Below are 16,614 nucleotides of genomic sequence, written 5' to 3' on the forward strand. Positions count from 1 at the left end.
AATAAATTTTGTCTTTACCCAATAAGTATCTATTTTTGCCTCGCTATTTTTAATTAATCTGAATAATAATGAAGCATAAAATTTTACTTTCCACAGCAATTCTTTTTTCTGTTGTCACTTTCGCACAAGAGGTAAAAAAAGACACGATCAATTCTTTACATGAAGTTGAAGTCACCTCTAAATCTAAATACAAAAGAGAAAAAAGTACTACTGTATCGAAAATGCCATTAAAAGACATGGAAAATTCGCAAGTAGTGACATCCATTACTGCCGGAATGTTAAAAGATCAGGTAAACATATCTTTTGATGATGCACTTAATAACGCAACAGGTGTTACAAAACTTTGGGAATCGACTGGTCGTGGCACTGATGGAGGCGGCTATTATGGTACAAGAGGTTTTTCTGTTCAGCCAGGTTTAAAAAACGGATTGCCAAACGTAGGTAACGGAACTCCGGATCCTGCAAATGTTGAAACAATTGAAGTTATTAAAGGACCATCGGGGGCATTATATGGCGGCGCTTTGACTTCACATGGTGGTTTAATCAACATTAATACAAAACAGCCTTTTGACCGCACAAAAACCGAGGTTGCCTATACTTTCGGTTCCTTCAATACTCACAGAGCAACTGTTGATCATAATCAGGTATTAACCAGTGATAACAAAACTGCCTTTCGTATAAATGCTGCTTATACCAATAGAGAATCATTTCAGGATTATGGTTTCTCAAAATCATTCTTTGTAGCACCTTCTCTATTGTGGACTATTAATGATAAACTATCCTTTGTGGTTAATGCAGAAATTATGAATTCAAAAGGTACTAACCCAACCATGCTTTTTGTAGACAGAGATTCTCCTGTTCGTGCAAACACAGTAGCGAAAACGGGATATGACCATAACAGATCTTATACAAGTAATGATTTAACTTTAGAAAATCCGTATTACAATCTTCAGACTACGATGAATTATAAGTTTAACAATCAATGGTCTTCCAAAACATCATTCTCTAATTACACCTCTTATTCTAAAGGATATTATACATATTTGTATGAAGGGACATCCCTAATTGAGCAGACTCTTTCTCCTACATTTGGCAATGATTTTACAGTAGATGGTGCTATTTACGCCCGATCAGTGAGCAAACAGAATGCCAGAAACAGGGGACTTGATGTACAGCAGAATTTTTTAGGCGATTTTAAAATCAATGATAATCTAAGCAACAAATTATTGGTAGGCGGAGATTATTATCATGAAAAAATCATTACCAATAACAGTTCATACGGAAATCAGGGTTTTATTCACGTAGGTGGAACAAATAATGTTCAGTTTCAAGCTTTACTTCCTTATCTGCATGCTGCTTACGGAAGCCCAATGAAATTAAATGCACAAGGAGACGACTCCGGCGATCTCACAGAAAATGGTGCCGATCAGGTAATAACCGCTCAACCGGAAACTAATGCTACATTAGACAATTACAGTGTTTATATCTCAGATGTTTTCAATATTTCTGACCGATTATTTATTAATGCTGCAATACGTTTTGATGCTTACGAATCCAAATACAATACAGTAGGCGGAGATAATTTCAACAAAAACTTCTCTAACTGGTCGCCAAAATTTGGTTTAGTTTTTCAACCTGTTAAAGAAAGAGTTTCTCTTTTTGCTAATTATCAAAATGGTTTTGGACGTCCTCAGCAGGTTGCTGATTATAACGGTGGAGTAGCAACATATTATTTTGCAAAGCCAGAACAGTCTATTCAGTACGAAGGCGGTGTAAAAGTAGATTTCTTTGATGGGAAACTTAGCGGAACTTTAAGCTATTTTGATATCACTGTTAATGACAAAACCATTTTTGTTGGGAACTACACAGACGGATTTATTACACAAGACGGGAAACAACACAATACAGGACTTGAAGCACAATTTTTATTTGTTCCTCTAAAAGGCTGGAACATTACTGCAGGATACTCTTATATTGAAAGTAAATTAACAGAAGGAAATGCTGATTTTGTTGGTTTACGCCCTGAAGATGCGGGCCCACGCAACATTGCTAATTTATGGACAAGTTATAAGTTTACTGATCATTTTGTACAAGGTTTAGGTTTTGGTTTTGGAGCCAATTACGGAAGTGAATATGCAACTTTAAGCAGAAACATTGCAGGAAAGTTTTATTTACCGGAATATTTGGTTTTAGGCGCTACAGCCTTTTATGATGCAAAACATTTCAGACTTGCCGTTAAAGTTGATAACTTAACCAATGAAGAATATTACAAAGGATGGTCTACAATCAACCCGCAAAATCCAAGAAGCGTTTTAGGTTCAGTATCTTTCAATTTTTAATAAATATTATTTTTTGTTTTTTTTACTCCTCATGAAAATGAGGAGTTTTTTGTTTTCATTATAAATGGAACGCATTTAAAATAAAAAAATATTTACAGCAAAATTAAGTACAATGAAAATACATAGAACCAACTATTTTGACACTTTTATAGAAGTTGCAGAATATGGTTGTGGAATACATAACTACCATAATGAAAAAACAATCCTTTTCGGAATGGACAAGATGAATAGATTTTTTTTAAGTCCAAAAAAATCAAAAAAGTGAAAACTATAAAATACAGCAGATAATATAAAAACTAAAGAACTCAGATGATTTTATTGTCTATTGCGAATGAAAGCGCTTCTGAAAAATTTTTAACATCAAAACTTTCAAAAATTTTTCTTCTGTAATATTTTATCGTATCAGGAGAAACAAACATTTTTTCGGCAATCTGATTTATTGTTAAACCCTGGGCATACAATCGTAATACCTCAATCTCCTTGTCCTTAAGTTTAGGCTTATGCTTGCTAATCCATGTCTTATTTGATAAGTCAAGTTCCCAGTAATCAGTTGAACCCTCCTTGTTAATAATAGCATTTCCCGATTTTCGTTTATGAGAAATAGATACAATACATAATGATTTCCATACATCTCCTTTTACGTTTAGAAAAAGTGGGGTTAATTTATGGTTGATAAGAATAGGTTTTTCATATTTCCCTTTTAGGGAAAAATCATACGAAATACTGTATAATTTTCTTTCCTCATTATTTGGCAATTTATCATAAAAATCAAATCCGGCGTTATTAATTAAGTTCAATAACATCAAATCCTCTTCCGGAACATTCCTAAAATAAAACTCGTATCCCATTTCTAGAACTTCCTCAGAAGAATAACCACATAAAAACAGAGGGTTATTTGAAACGTATTCAAATTTCATCTTCTCATAATCAATCACGTAAACACTTTGATAAGTTATTTTTGCGAAAGATTTTATTACTTCCAGATAATTGCTGAACTGAAGCGTATCCTCTTTAAATACTTCTTTTATCCGAGCTCTGTTAAGCAATGAATGTTTTTCGATTTCCATCTCATAAAAGTAGTAAAAATTACACAAAAGTGTAAAGTAAAATTTATAATGATTCCTTTCTTTTGTAATTGATTTTAACTTTTAATTATGAAGTTCAAATTCAATAACAAAAGTTCCTCTGGGAAATATTTATAATATTTTGATTTAAATTTTTCATTCAAAAAAATACTAAGATTATGAAGAAAAATATGTATGAAGAACTGACGGATAAACAGCTCCGTAAAAAGAAAAATTTGCTAAAAGGTGCTTCAATTGGTCTTTCAATTGTTTATTTTTTAGCAATAACTATATTGATATATCTATGGTCGGAACATAAACTTAAAAATAATTCTATAGGTTCGTTTATACCCGTTTTTGTATTACCTATAACGCTTCTGCCACTTTTCATCAACTTTAAACTAATCAACCAAGAAATAAAATCAAGAAATCTATAAGAAATTATTAGTATTGAGTTACTCTTGAAAAATTTTAATATACAGCTAATTTTTTTTTAGAGCTTAAACAAAAAACTATTTCTGTTATCAATTATCAAAATAAATGATTTGCAAAAACTGTAAGAGTGAATTCGATTTTAACTTTTGTCCAGAATGCGGACAACCATCAAAACTGAAAAGAATTGACGGGCATTACATAATTCATGAAATCGAACATGTATTGCATTTTGAACGTGGGATTTTATTTACTATCAAAGAACTTTTTATAAATCCCGGGCAAAATATCCGGAATTATATTTTCGAAAATAGAAGCCGTCTGGTTAAACCTGTTATTTTTATAATCCTTACATCATTGATTTATAGTTTCATAAATCATTTTTTTCATATTGAAGATGAGTACATAAAATATCAGGGATTAGAAAAATCTGCATTGTTCAAAATTCTGGGATGGATGCAAAACAATTATGGATATCTGAATATTATGACCAGTACATTCATTGCGATCTGGCTGAAATTATTTTTTAAAAAATATAATTATAATTTTTTTGAATTGCTTATAATGCTCTGTTTCGTTCAGGGAATATCAATGCTAATTTTTTCCTTTTTCGCTATTGCTGAAGGAATTTTACACGTAAAATTATTAAACCTAGCAGGAATGATTAGTATCGTTTATTTAACCTGGGCAACCGGAAATTTTTTCGAAGAAAAAAAGCCGCCAATTATGTAAAAGTATTAATGAGCTATCTTCTGGGAATGATAACCTTCTTTATCTTAATATTAGCTATAGGAATAACAATTGATATCATAACAAAACACTAAAAAGATGGAAAATAAAAAAGCACCTTCGTTTATAATTGGAATAATAGCAATCATTTTAGGATGGACATTATTTAAACATTTCGATTTTAAAAATATAAGTTTTCAAAAACCCTGGTTAGATGGCCTGTATATGATAGTTTTTATATTATCAGTTTATATTTTGGTTAAAAACAACGGAAAAGGAGCAGAAAAATAAATAGGGGCTTTCAATGAAGACAATTATAATATCGATTTTCCTTTATACTTTTAAAATTATAAAGGAAAACATATAAAAAATATAATTCATGAAATGTTTAAATGATTGATAATACAGCCATTTATTTATGTCTGTTTTTACTTGCTTTATACCTAAATCTAGCAGGCTTAAGACAATAATTTTAGAGTCAGTTTGATAATTGGTTAGTTTCAGGTCTTTAAAAGAGATTTGCAATAAATTAACTAAGAAATCCAATTATGAAAACTACCAGAAACCTATTACTTTTAATTACGCTAATTTCATTGTGTGCCTGTAAAAAGAATGCAAAAGAAGAAAAAGCTACTTACACAGCTGTAAAAAATAGCGTCACTGCTTCCGAGTGTTTAGCTCCTGCTAACTGGTTTACAATCGTAAACAACACCCGCCAGACTCCTCCGCCAAATGAAGGACCAACAAGCGTATTTGCGAACAATGCAACAGTAACTAATTGTGACTTTCATCAATGGTCATGGCAAAAATTTCTTTGGCTTACGAATGAGGTAAATGGGATTCCATTCTTTTTGACTAATATGATTCAGGTGAATGCGGCTGGTCAGAAATTAGATCCAAGTAATGGAATAGTTTTAACAGATACTGCCCAGGCAAGTTCTACTACTGATATTTTAAAAACTCCTGCTGTTCCAAAATCAGCTACAGTTTATTATTCTATATTCATGGATAATCTTCTTTACTCAACCATGCTAAAATATGGTCCTGTAGCAAAAAATGATCCCTCAAAAATAAAAGAAATGACTTTTCCTGTAGGTTCATTAGAACTAAAAACATCCTGGATTGATGCCAGTATTCTCAAAGATCCGTCTTCTTATTTTGTTACTCAGGGGGTAATTAATGGTGTAAAAACAAAAGTGGCTCTTTTAGGAATGCACGTAGTAGGAGTTGTAGAAAATCATCCCGAATTTGTATGGGCTACATTCGAACATGAAAATCTTGCTCCTGCTTACGACTGGTCAAAAGCTACACCAACAACCGATGCTCCGGTAACCAGTACAGTTGACTATCCGTTTTTTAATAAAAACAGCACGGCAACAGTTAAGAATATAACTTCAGGAAATGGTATTTATACTGATGTTTTCTCACTTTATAAATATGGTGTACCTGTTGAAAAAGCAATGAAAGGTTCTTTTAATGTTCAGCTTTTCATGAAAACAAGTCAAAATGGTTCAGAAAACTTAAACAATATTCGAACTATTAATCAAAGCGTCAAGTCACAGCTACAAGGCATTTGGAATAATTATTTTTATAATGGTTCAATATGGATTAATACAGCCGGGTATAAAACCCCTCAGCAACAGGCTGCATTATTAAATTCGTTAAGCTATAATCTTTCAAATTCAGAACCCGGAAAATTGACAAGGGGCTCAGTTGCAGCCTACAACATTACTATGGAAACTTATGTTCAGGCAGGGTTTTCTCCAACATCCATACATCAGACTTCAGTAGATGACCTTGTTAACTGTTTCTCCTGCCATAATACCTATTATAATACTAATAATGTTTCGCCACTTTATTTTAGCCATGTTTTTACAGGATATGTACAAAATCTTCAGGGTTTAAACAGAAAACAAATCAAGCAGGAACATGTTAAGGAAATTGTTAGGGAATTTAATTTACGTTTAAAATTAAAAACTAAATAACCCAACCTTACTTTAAAAGAAATCACAAATTATAAAATGTAAAACCACAGGCTTTTGTCTGTGGTTTTATGCATTATACATAAACTCAATAATAAAAACCCAACCTTTTTTTCGATATTTAATTTAAAAATTGGAGTAATAAACTAAGGTTTAATTGACTTACTGATAAAGTTGTAGTATAAAAAACAATTAATACTTTAAAAATTAAGTGTTAACTGTTTTTTTTAATTGACATATCAATTATATTTGTATCAAATATTTTACATGAAAAAAAATAAAACTGTAACAGTTCTTTACACTGTTGAACAAACTATAAAGGAATATAGAAAAATATCACAGAAAAATATAAGCCAGGTAACGAATGATATTACCATTGATCAATGCTTATTATTGATGTTTCTTAACAATAATGCTACTCTTTCACAAAAAGAAATTGCAGAATTAATTTTTAAAGATAATGCTTCTGTTACCCGAATAATTGAATTAATGGTAAAAAAGGATTATTTAATCAGAAATATAAATCCTCTAGACAGAAGGAAGTTCAATCTGGAAATAACTCCTAAAGGAAAGAAAACGATAGAGCTTTTAACGCCAATCATAAGCCAAAACAGGCAAACTGCACTTCAAGGCTTTTCAATTGATGAAATTGAATTATTAGATAAATTACTCACAAAAATAATCACTAATTGTAAAAAATAGAATGAAAAAATTTACCTCACCAAAGAAATCATTACAAGCTTTTATATTTCTACTTTTTACATCATTAATTTTTGGACAAAAGAATGTATCAGCCAATCTTGCAAAATATATGCAGGCACAAGTTGATATTAATCAATTTAGTGGAACAGTATTAATAACAAAAAACGATACTGTTTTACTTAAAAAAGCCTATGGTTTAGCTGACTACGAATGGAATATCAAAAACACCACAGACACAAAATTCAGTTTGGCTTCAGTAACCAAACAATTTACAGCCGCTGCAATTTTACAACTGGCAGACAAAAAAAAACTGTCACTTACTGATAAATTAAATAAGTTTTTTCCAGACTTTCCAAAAGGAGATAGTATCTCAATTCACATGTTACTTTGCCATATGTCAGGATTACAAATGGATTATGATGAATTATATTTAAGCAAAGTGGCCATAACACAGGAAGAAGTAAAAAGGCATATTCTACTAAAAGATATTATTACGCAGGATGATGCATTAAAATATATTGAAAAAAAACACTTTTGTTTTCACCCGGTACTAATACAGCTTACAGTAATATAGGTTATTATTTACTTGCTCGTATTATTGAAAAAGTATCAAACAAAACCTATGCTGATTATTTAAAAGTGAACATTTTTGAGAAATGCAAAATGAATAATTCAGGCGTAATCACTAACGATGAATTAATATCTCATAAAGCAAGAAATTATATCCGGTCAGAAAATAAATATTTGAACAATCCTTATATTAATTGGGAATTTAATATCGGGCATGATGGAATTTATTCTACTGTTGAAGACCTGGTCTTATGGGACAAAGCGCTTTACGGAACAACAATTTTAACAACAGAGATGAAGAAGCTTATGTTTACTTCTTATAATGAACAAAATTGGGGATATGGTTTTATGATTAACCCTTTTTATAACCACGGACATCAGCTAATTGCTCATGATGGCGGTTTTTTTGGAGCAATGACTTCTCTCAATCGATTTACAAATGACCATGTATTTATAACTGTTTTATCGAATAATCAATCATTGTCACATATTATTGCTTATGGGCTATCGGGAATTATGTTTCAAAAAGATGTAGAAATTCCCTACAAACACTATCGAACTAAAATAGATACTTCACTATATGACAAATATAAAGGCAAGTATGACAACAATATTGAAATACTAAAAATTGACGACAAACTTTATTACAACAGTATAGAAACAGAACTCATTCCTGAATCCAAAACGAAATTTTTCAGATCAGACAATAACGACAGAACAATTGAATTTATTAAGGAAAAATCAGACAATTATAATGCTGTAATTATTACGAACGGAGGAGTAAAAGAAATTGTTAAAAGAAGCATTCCCTAAAAAGTACAAACTGATAAATCATTTAAATAGTAGTTAAATTACCTATATGAAAATATACACAAACTTCTGCATTCACAAAATAGCCAGGCTTTGAACTAAAATGAATATAAAACAAGTAACTAATAAAAATCATAGCCAACAGAAAAAAGCTGCTGGAAGTAATGCTTACAGCTTTTTCTATTTATAAAGGTACTAATGAACTTGCATCAATATTTTGCAATAAATTTGACTTTCGTCTAACAACGAATACAAACATGAACAAAGACTTCTACTACAAAGCTATAGAGCCAGACGAACAACTTCTTGATTTTGTAGAAAACATCGGGATGTTTCATAACAAGTCAGACAAACCCATGGAAGTGGTCTTACTGCCAGACGGAAGAATTGATTTGTTTTTTATGCAATCTGAATCTAATGCATTTCAAATTGCGCTTATTGGTCTTGAAAATGTACCTGAACAACAAATTATTCCGGCAAAAACACTTGCTTTTAAAATTAGTTTTAAACCTTTGGGAGTTGAATATCTTTTACAGACTTCTATTGCAGATATTTTAAACAGTGCCAAAATTTTACCAGAAAACTTTTGGGGTATTACCAATGAAGATTTGAAAAATTTTGATGTCTTTCACAATAAAATAGCCAGAAAATTAAAAGAACTGTTACCTAAAGAAACAGATGAAAGAAAACGCAAACTTTTTAAAATAGTTTACGAGTCAAACGGTGAAGTAAAAATAAAAGAACTTTCAGAAAAAATATCCTGGGGCAGCAGGGAAATCAATCGTTATTTTAACAAGCAATTCGGTCTTTCATTAAACGCCTTCTGCAAAATTTTGCGTTTCAAAGCATCACTAGAACATATTGCAAAGGGAAAACTCTTCCCAGAATTAAACTTTACAGATCAAACTCACTTTATAAAAGAAATAAAGAAATTTTCAGGTGTAGTTCCCCGTGAATTATTAAAAAATAAAGATGACCGATTTATACTATTATCTGTTCTGAAACAGCAATAATTTTGTCCTCTATTAATTTTAAACAGGACAGAAATGCTACTAGAAAATAAAAAAGTCGCTATTATTGGCGGCGGTCCGGGCGGACTTACCTTAGCCAGACTTTTACAACTTCAAAATGTAAACGTAAAAGTGTATGAACGGGATGTCAATAAAGATGCACGTGTACAAGGTGCACCTCTGGATTTGCATGACGAATCAGGTTTAGCTGCAATCCATAAAGCCGGTTTATTTAATGAATTCCTAAATAATTTTCTGCCAGGAGCTGATAAAACCCTGATTACAGATGAAAATGGCACCCTATTTTTCAGTGATCACGAAACAAATATCGAACAGGATTTTGGCAACGAACATTTTCGCCCTGAAATAGACCGGGGTGCTTTGAGAAAAATTTTACTGGAATCTTTAGAGCCCAAAACTGTTATCTGGGATAGTCATTTCGTCTCAATGGATAAGCAAAATGATGGCTGGCTAATTCATTTCAAAAACGGAAATTCTGTTTATGCTGATCTTGTGATTGGTTCAGATGGCGCCAATTCAAAAATTCGTCCTTATATTACAGATATCAAACCATTCTATTCAGGAATAACAATGCTTGAAGGCACAATTTATGATTCTGAAAAGTCTGCACCGGTTATTCATAAAATTTTAAATGGCGGAAAAATAATGGCTTTTGGCAACGAAAAAAATATTTTAATAGGTCAAAAAGGAGATGACTCTATTGGATTTTATGCAAGTTTCAGGGCATCTGAAAACTGGGCTGTTAACAACGATTTGGATTACACTGATAAAACACAAATCTTAAACTGGTTCAAAAACAGTTATCCTGAATGGAGCAATATCTGGTACGAACTATTCGAAAATGCGTCTGTACCATTCATTCCCCGTCTTATCAATTGTATACCCTTAGACCAAACCTGGAAAACCCTGTCAAACGTTACAATCATTGGCGATGCTGCACATGTCATGCCTCCATTTGCCGGAGAAGGCGCTAATATGGCCATGCTTGATGCCTTGGAATTAAGTGAATATTTAACTTGTGATGATTATACTACAATAGCAGAAGCTATTTCTTTTTATGAAATAAACATGCGTAAAAGAGCATCAAAAGCAGCACAGGAATCACTTGAAAATGGGGAAAAAATGCATTCTGAAAATTCTCTAAAAACAATGTTGGCTTTTTTTAGTGAAGAATAAAAAACTATTTTTTACATCTTCATCACTTGGTTACGGAAAATCAGTGATTATTTATGAAGAAAATTATTTTATATTCATAGTGAAAAAATTCCTACTTTGCGGAAACTTTTACAATAGAAATATACAACATTCCAAAAGAATGTTCACATACAATATTTTTCAAAAAGTTAACCCAGTGTCTAAAAAATAAAAATAAACCTATGAAACTATTCATTTCTACCTTATTTCTGCTTTGTAATGTTACTCTGTTTGCACAATCAAATCAATTCACTGGTGATTACATCCGTTCACTTAGCGAAGAAGGAAAGCATACAATCGAGTATAAATTGACTTTAAATCAGGATGGAACATTTTTATTTCATTCCTATTCAAAAATACAAAATGGAACACCACCAGAAGTAAACAAATACGGAAAAGGAAAATGGAGCGTAAAAGATAATCTTATCAGTTTTTCGGCAAACAAACAAGAAGATTTCGATGATAAATATACTTTGGATTTTAATAAGTCAACAGCACGATTTATAACTAAAAGTCCAAGAGATAAAAGCGATAAAGTGGTTAAAACTAAACTTCAGTTTTTAGAATCTGGAATTTCATGGGTGCAAAGAATTGATCTTTTTAAAATATAATTCTACTTGCCGATTTTTACCGGAGGCCATGCAGATAGTATCTTAAAACCTTAGCAGCTTTTTTGTAAAAAATCCTTAATTTCGCTTTCAAACAACAAGAGAAAATGAAGGTCTGTATTGCCGAAAAACCTAGTGTAGCAAGAGAAATTGCCGCCGTTCTGGGAGCCAACAACAAACACGATGGCTATTATGAAGGTAACGGTTACGCTGTGACTTACACTTTTGGACATTTATGTACCTTAAAAGAACCCAATGATTACAAGCCTCACTGGAAAAGCTGGGATCTCAATAACCTTCCAATGCTTCCTGAAAAATTCGAAACTAAAGTAGTTCAGAATTCGGGTATTGAAAAGCAGTTTAAAATCATAAAAAGTTTATTCGACAAAGCTGAAATGGTCATCAACTGCGGTGATGCCGGTCAGGAAGGAGAACTTATTCAGCGCTGGGTGATGAACGAAGCACACTACAAAGGTGAGGTACAGCGTTTGTGGATATCGTCCCTAACTACCGAAGCCATAAAAGAAGGTTTTGAAAACCTAAAACCTTCAGCCAACTACGATAATTTATTCTACGCAGGGTTTTCAAGGGCTATTGGTGACTGGTTATTAGGCATGAATGCCACACGCTTGTACACGGTAAAACATGGGGGCTATAAACAGGTCTTATCTATTGGACGTGTGCAGACACCAACTTTAGCAATGGTTGTTGACCGCTTTAAGGAAATCGAAAACTTCAGGCCTCAACCCTATTGGGAATTGCAGACTTTATACCGTGAAACACTTTTTAGTTATGAAGAAGGACGTTTCCTGAAAAAAGAAGACGGAGAAATTCTGGCAAAAAAAGTCAAAGAAAGCGAATTTGAAATTGTTTCTGTTGATAAAAAGAACGGAAATGAATATGCTCCGAAACTTTTTGATCTTACAGGTTTACAGGTTTATTGCAACCAAAAGTTTGGGTTTTCGGCAGAAGAAACACTTAAAATTGCGCAAACATTATATGAGCAGAAAGTAATCACGTATCCTAGAGTTGATACCACTTTCTTACCCGGTGATATTTATCCGAAAGTACCCGGAATTCTGCAAAAATTAACCCGTTATGCGGAATTGACTCAGCCTGTTTTAGAAAAGAAAATCAAGAAATCGCCAAAGGTCTTCAACGATAAAAAAGTAACAGATCACCATGCGATTATCCCAACCGGAATCGAGATCAATCTGCCCTATAACCAGCAGCAGGTTTATGATATTATTACAAAGCGTTTTATTGCTGTTTTTTATGATGATTGTCTGGTAGCTAATACAACCGTTATCGGAAAAGCAGCGGACGTAACTTTTAAGGCAACAGGAAAACAGATTCTTAAAAAGGGTTTTCGGGTGGTTTTTGAAGATCCGAATGCTAAAGAAAAAGAACCTGATTTACTACCAGGTTTTGTGGTGGGAGAAAAAGGTCCACACGAACCCTCATTTTTGCAAAAAGAAACCAAACCGCCTAATCAGTTTACAGAAGCAACTTTATTACGTGCCATGGAAACGGCAGGAAAACAAGTCGATGACGAAGATTTGCGTGAGTTAATGAAAGAAAACGGAATCGGTCGCCCATCAACGCGTGCAAATATTATCGAAACCCTTTTCAAACGTCAGTATATCGTTCGAAACAAAAAACAGGTATTACCAACACCAACGGGAATCCAGCTTATTGAAATAATTCAGAACGAACTAATCAAGTCGGCCGAACTTACTGGTTCATGGGAAAAGCAGCTCAAAGACATTGAAAGAGGAACTTTTACCGCCGGAGCTTTCATTAAGAATATGAAACGAATGGTGGAAGCTTTGGTAACCGAAGTCAGGAGCGAAACAAGACATGCTAATATTTCTCATACCGCGACAATTCATACACCAGTTATAAAAACTGAAAAGGAGAAAAAGAAAGCTACCGGAATTTCAGCAGAAACTTGCCCAAAATGCCAAAAAGGAAGTTTAATTAAAGGGAAGTCGGCTTTTGGATGCAGTGAATACAAATCGGGTTGTAATTTTGTGCTGCCTTTTGTTTTTTATGATAAAAAAATTACAGAAAGTCAATATATACGATTGATTCAAAAAGGTTCAACTGTCAACATAAAAGGCTTTAAATTCGAATCTGAAACAGTTGAAGGCTTAATTCGTTTTGAAGAAAATTACAAACTGAAGCTAGAACCAAAGAAAACTGATAAAAAAACGGAACCAAAAGAAAATCCGGATTCCTTAACCTGTCCAAAATGTAAAAAAGGAACAATTTTAAAAGGTAAAACCGCTTACGGCTGCGCAGAATATAAATCGGGTTGTGACTTTAAAGTAACTTTTGATGAAGTCAGGGCAAAACTAAAAGATCAAAAACCGACAAAAGAATTGGTGTATTCAATTCTTTGTGGTGAAACGTGAAAAGTTAAATGGTAGATGTTAAAGGATACACATTTCACATTTCACATTTCACATTTCACAAATAAACAATTCTTTTTTCATACTTTAGTAACTCAATACAAAATCAAAAACTTCCAGATATGTTTCAGAAAATTACTCTTTCAGTTCTTATAATAGCTTTCGTTTCCTGCCAGAAAAAAGAAACCGTTGAAAAAGACAAAATCAAAAAAGCAGACTGGCTAATCGGAAACTGGGAAAATACATCTCCGGATGGGGTTTTGACCGAAAACTGGGAAAAAGTAAACGACAGTACTTTTTCGGCTACTTCTTATTTTATTAAAGGAAAAGATACTTTGCATTTTGAAAGTATTATTCTGGCTCAATTAGGCGAAACACTGACTTACAAAGCAACAGTAAAAGGTCAAAATGAAGACAAACCTGTTTCTTTCCCTTCTACTCTGGAATCAGACAAACAATTGGTTTTCGAAAATCCGAAACACGATTATCCCCAAAAAATTACTTATACAAAAGGTGCTAATAACATTTTGACTGCAGAGATTTCCGGGAAATTGCAAGGAAAATTGACTACGGAGAGGTTTATTTTGAAGAAGAAATAATTTTTTTCTAAAAAAAATAAGGGACAAAAGTTAATGGCAAAGAAATTTAGAAATAATATTATAATTGGATTACCAATCATAATATTTATAATTAGTGCAATATTATATTATTGTAGTATTATTAACGCTGAAAAAAGTTTTATAAAACTTCCTATTTTACCAAACTCTAAAATTGAATTACAGGAAGGGAATTATAATTTGTACAGTTTAAATCTTGATTCCAACATCCAGAAAGATTTAGAAGTTAAAGCTCATGAAAATAAAAAACAAAACTCTTTAAAAATTTCTTTATTAAGAAAAAAAAGATTCATTTGGTCTTCACAAACTACTACAATGAATGGTAATGTGTATAATTTATTAACTAATATCAGTATTTCAAAAAAAGGAAATTATTATGTATCAGTACAAAATCCTAATAAAATAAAAATACAATTAGTCATTCAAAACCAAAATGATGATGCAACTTTTTTAAAATCTCTTTTGATATACTATTTAATTTCGATAATTAGTTTGGGAGTAATACTAATTATGTTGATAGTGATTATTATAAAATATCTTCGGGCTATAAATAAAAAGAAATTAATATAATTCGTTCCTACGGAACTTTTTAAACTTGTCAATCTTAATCCCAACTGATTAAAATCCGTTGCTACAATATGTTTTCATTCCTACGGAATTTTTAAACCTTCTAATTTTTTTTAGAAAAAAACTCAGAAGCTTAGTGTCTCAGGAACTTAAAAGCTTAGAAAATCACTCATTCTCCCCTATTTTATTGACCATAAAAATCATCAGAATACCTAAAAGCGCCATGATTAAAAACGCCCATTTCATACTTAAATATTCAGATATAAATCCTACCATAGGCGGAACCAGTAAAAAGCCAAGATAACCAATTGTAGATATTGATGTTATGGCTGTACCACTGTTTAATTTTGATGATCTTCCTGCAATACTAAATACTAAAGGAACTACACATGAAACTCCAAAACCAATTAAAACATAACCAAAGATGGTTGGATAAGGGTAAGGAAGAATAAAACAAATGGCAAAACCAGCCGTAATTAATATACCACTATAAAGCAGAATTTTTTTAATCCCAAATTTAGTTACACCATAATCTCCAAATATGCGTCCTAAAGTCACCGCTGTTGCAAAAAAAACGAATGCAGCACTGGTTAATTTTGGAGAAGTTTTTAATATATTTTCAAAATAAATCCCGCTCCAGTCGTACATCGTATTTTCACAAGCCATTGAAACGAAACAAATTACAGCGAATTTTATCAGGTTTTTTTCCGGCATTGCAAAGAACTTCTTCTTAACAGGTACCGGCTCATTGTGAATACTCAACGGATAAAAACAAGCCGTAAGCGCCAACATAAAAACACTCACACCTAATAAATGATGTGAAGGCGCAATGTGTTGTGTAACCATAACATACCCTAAGCCTGCTCCAGAAAAAACGGCAATACTCCAAACTGCATGAAAACGGGTGATGATTGATTTTGGATATAATTTCTGCACCTCAAGTGATTGCGCGTTAATCGATAAATTAAAAATATTCCGGGAAGCCCCGAAAATTAAAAGTACAATAACTAATTGCCATACAAAAGCCACTAAGCCCGGTAAAGACAATACAATGTTAAACATGATAGCTCCCAAAAGCATAATATACCGGCTGCTGTGCTTGTTTAATAATTTTCCAGTAAAAGGCATTGTTAGCATTAAACCAATCGGAAATGCAAACAAAACAGCTCCAAACTGAGCTTCTGATAAATGCAGTTGTGCCTGAATATGCGGAATTCGGGATACCCATGAAGAATATCCAAAACCTGAAAGGAAAAAAAAGACAGTATTGGCTATTCGATAGCCACGCGGAGTATATTGAATGTTTTTGAAGAAAGGTAAAATCATGAAGTCATTTTTCAGACTGCAAAATTAGTTATTTTAAACCAACATAACTCCTTTTATCCTTTCTTAAAAAAGAATTGTACAGATATAGGAATAAACACTTAAAAATCAAAATTTTAGATGTTTATACATTTACATTTTTATACTTATACAATAAATCTAATTAAAATTACATTTATTATTCTAAATAAGATTTGTTAAAAAGTTATTAATTTTTACATTTGCATTGTTT

The 16,614-nt window shown here is 32.2% G+C and carries 15 protein-coding genes; 13 read left to right on the forward strand and 2 right to left on the reverse strand.

The window, feature by feature from the left end; genetic code table 11:
* Positions 1–68 precede the first annotated feature (68 nt).
* Positions 69–2,339, forward strand: coding sequence for a TonB-dependent siderophore receptor (locus P5P89_RS21235; protein WP_278010115.1), 2,271 nt, complete (start codon positions 69–71; stop codon positions 2,337–2,339).
* Between the two features lie 305 nt (positions 2,340–2,644).
* Here the strand turns inward: P5P89_RS21235 and P5P89_RS21240 are convergent, their stop codons facing one another.
* On the reverse strand, positions 2,645–3,406 hold the full coding sequence (locus tag P5P89_RS21240; RefSeq protein ID WP_379680592.1) for a response regulator transcription factor: 762 nt from the start codon (positions 3,404–3,406) through the stop codon (positions 2,645–2,647).
* A 537-nt stretch (positions 3,407–3,943) separates the two neighbouring features.
* On the opposite strand from P5P89_RS21240, the gene P5P89_RS21245 reads away from it, so the two are divergent.
* The 12 genes from P5P89_RS21245 to P5P89_RS21300 all read left to right on the forward strand — a co-directional run bounded on the left by P5P89_RS21245 (position 3,944) and on the right by P5P89_RS21300 (position 15,062).
* A complete protein-coding gene (locus P5P89_RS21245) occupies positions 3,944–4,567 on the forward strand; it encodes a DUF3667 domain-containing protein (protein WP_278010117.1) in 624 nt (207 codons plus the stop codon).
* A 96-nt stretch (positions 4,568–4,663) separates the two neighbouring features.
* On the forward strand, positions 4,664–4,855 hold the full coding sequence (locus tag P5P89_RS21250; protein ID WP_278010118.1) for a hypothetical protein: 192 nt from the start codon (positions 4,664–4,666) through the stop codon (positions 4,853–4,855).
* Between the two features lie 257 nt (positions 4,856–5,112).
* Positions 5,113–6,549, forward strand: coding sequence for a hypothetical protein (locus P5P89_RS21255; protein ID WP_278010119.1), 1,437 nt, complete (start codon positions 5,113–5,115; stop codon positions 6,547–6,549).
* Positions 6,550–6,813: 264 nt separating this feature from the next.
* A complete protein-coding gene (locus P5P89_RS21260; RefSeq protein ID WP_278010120.1) occupies positions 6,814–7,248 on the forward strand; it encodes a MarR family winged helix-turn-helix transcriptional regulator in 435 nt (144 codons plus the stop codon).
* Position 7,249: 1 nt separating this feature from the next.
* Positions 7,250–7,822, forward strand: a complete 573-nt coding sequence (locus P5P89_RS21265; RefSeq protein ID WP_278010121.1) for a serine hydrolase domain-containing protein — start codon at positions 7,250–7,252, stop codon at positions 7,820–7,822.
* Positions 7,783–8,631, forward strand: a complete 849-nt coding sequence (locus P5P89_RS21270; protein WP_278010122.1) for a serine hydrolase domain-containing protein — start codon at positions 7,783–7,785, stop codon at positions 8,629–8,631. The genes P5P89_RS21265 and P5P89_RS21270 overlap by 40 nt, the downstream gene beginning before the upstream one ends.
* A 254-nt stretch (positions 8,632–8,885) precedes the next feature.
* Entirely contained in the window at positions 8,886–9,641 is a 756-nt protein-coding gene (locus tag P5P89_RS21275) for a helix-turn-helix domain-containing protein (RefSeq protein WP_278010123.1), read from the forward strand.
* Positions 9,642–9,674: 33 nt separating this feature from the next.
* Positions 9,675–10,835 (forward strand): FAD-dependent oxidoreductase, encoded by a 1,161-nt coding sequence (locus tag P5P89_RS21280; RefSeq protein ID WP_278010124.1) that lies wholly within the window; start codon positions 9,675–9,677, stop codon positions 10,833–10,835.
* Between the two features lie 200 nt (positions 10,836–11,035).
* On the forward strand, positions 11,036–11,464 hold the full coding sequence (locus tag P5P89_RS21285; protein ID WP_278010125.1) for a hypothetical protein: 429 nt from the start codon (positions 11,036–11,038) through the stop codon (positions 11,462–11,464).
* A 104-nt stretch (positions 11,465–11,568) separates the two neighbouring features.
* Positions 11,569–13,878, forward strand: a complete 2,310-nt coding sequence (locus P5P89_RS21290) for a DNA topoisomerase 3 (RefSeq protein ID WP_278010126.1) — start codon at positions 11,569–11,571, stop codon at positions 13,876–13,878.
* Between the two features lie 119 nt (positions 13,879–13,997).
* On the forward strand, positions 13,998–14,474 hold the full coding sequence (locus P5P89_RS21295) for a DUF6265 family protein (RefSeq protein ID WP_278010127.1): 477 nt from the start codon (positions 13,998–14,000) through the stop codon (positions 14,472–14,474).
* A 33-nt stretch (positions 14,475–14,507) separates the two neighbouring features.
* Positions 14,508–15,062: a hypothetical protein gene (locus tag P5P89_RS21300; protein ID WP_278010128.1), complete on the forward strand. Its 555-nt coding sequence runs from the start codon at positions 14,508–14,510 to the stop codon at positions 15,060–15,062.
* A gap of 162 nt (positions 15,063–15,224) precedes the next feature.
* Here the strand turns inward: P5P89_RS21300 and P5P89_RS21305 are convergent, their stop codons facing one another.
* Positions 15,225–16,385 carry an MFS transporter gene (locus tag P5P89_RS21305; protein ID WP_278010129.1) on the reverse strand — a complete coding sequence of 387 codons (1,161 nt, stop codon included), beginning with the start codon at positions 16,383–16,385 and terminating at the stop codon, positions 15,225–15,227.
* Between the last annotated feature and the right edge of the window lie 229 nt (positions 16,386–16,614).

It is taken from the genome of Flavobacterium gyeonganense (genome assembly GCF_029625295.1).
GTDB classification, from domain to species: domain Bacteria; phylum Bacteroidota; class Bacteroidia; order Flavobacteriales; family Flavobacteriaceae; genus Flavobacterium; species Flavobacterium gyeonganense.

Coding starts and splice junctions, on each gene's coding strand:
- P5P89_RS21255 (WP_278010119.1), top strand. CDS start 5,113: ATGAAAACTACCAGAAACCTATTACTTTTAATTACGCTAATTTCATTG.
- P5P89_RS21240 (WP_379680592.1), bottom strand. CDS start 3,406: ATGGAAATCGAAAAACATTCATTGCTTAACAGAGCTCGGATAAAAGAA.
- P5P89_RS21235 (WP_278010115.1), top strand. CDS start 69: ATGAAGCATAAAATTTTACTTTCCACAGCAATTCTTTTTTCTGTTGTC.
- P5P89_RS21285 (WP_278010125.1), top strand. CDS start 11,036: ATGAAACTATTCATTTCTACCTTATTTCTGCTTTGTAATGTTACTCTG.
- P5P89_RS21250 (WP_278010118.1), top strand. CDS start 4,664: ATGGAAAATAAAAAAGCACCTTCGTTTATAATTGGAATAATAGCAATC.
- P5P89_RS21305 (WP_278010129.1), bottom strand. CDS start 16,385: ATGATTTTACCTTTCTTCAAAAACATTCAATATACTCCGCGTGGCTAT.
- P5P89_RS21290 (WP_278010126.1), top strand. CDS start 11,569: ATGAAGGTCTGTATTGCCGAAAAACCTAGTGTAGCAAGAGAAATTGCC.
- P5P89_RS21260 (WP_278010120.1), top strand. CDS start 6,814: ATGAAAAAAAATAAAACTGTAACAGTTCTTTACACTGTTGAACAAACT.
- P5P89_RS21245 (WP_278010117.1), top strand. CDS start 3,944: ATGATTTGCAAAAACTGTAAGAGTGAATTCGATTTTAACTTTTGTCCA.
- P5P89_RS21295 (WP_278010127.1), top strand. CDS start 13,998: ATGTTTCAGAAAATTACTCTTTCAGTTCTTATAATAGCTTTCGTTTCC.
- P5P89_RS21280 (WP_278010124.1), top strand. CDS start 9,675: ATGCTACTAGAAAATAAAAAAGTCGCTATTATTGGCGGCGGTCCGGGC.
- P5P89_RS21275 (WP_278010123.1), top strand. CDS start 8,886: ATGAACAAAGACTTCTACTACAAAGCTATAGAGCCAGACGAACAACTT.
- P5P89_RS21265 (WP_278010121.1), top strand. CDS start 7,250: ATGAAAAAATTTACCTCACCAAAGAAATCATTACAAGCTTTTATATTT.
- P5P89_RS21300 (WP_278010128.1), top strand. CDS start 14,508: ATGGCAAAGAAATTTAGAAATAATATTATAATTGGATTACCAATCATA.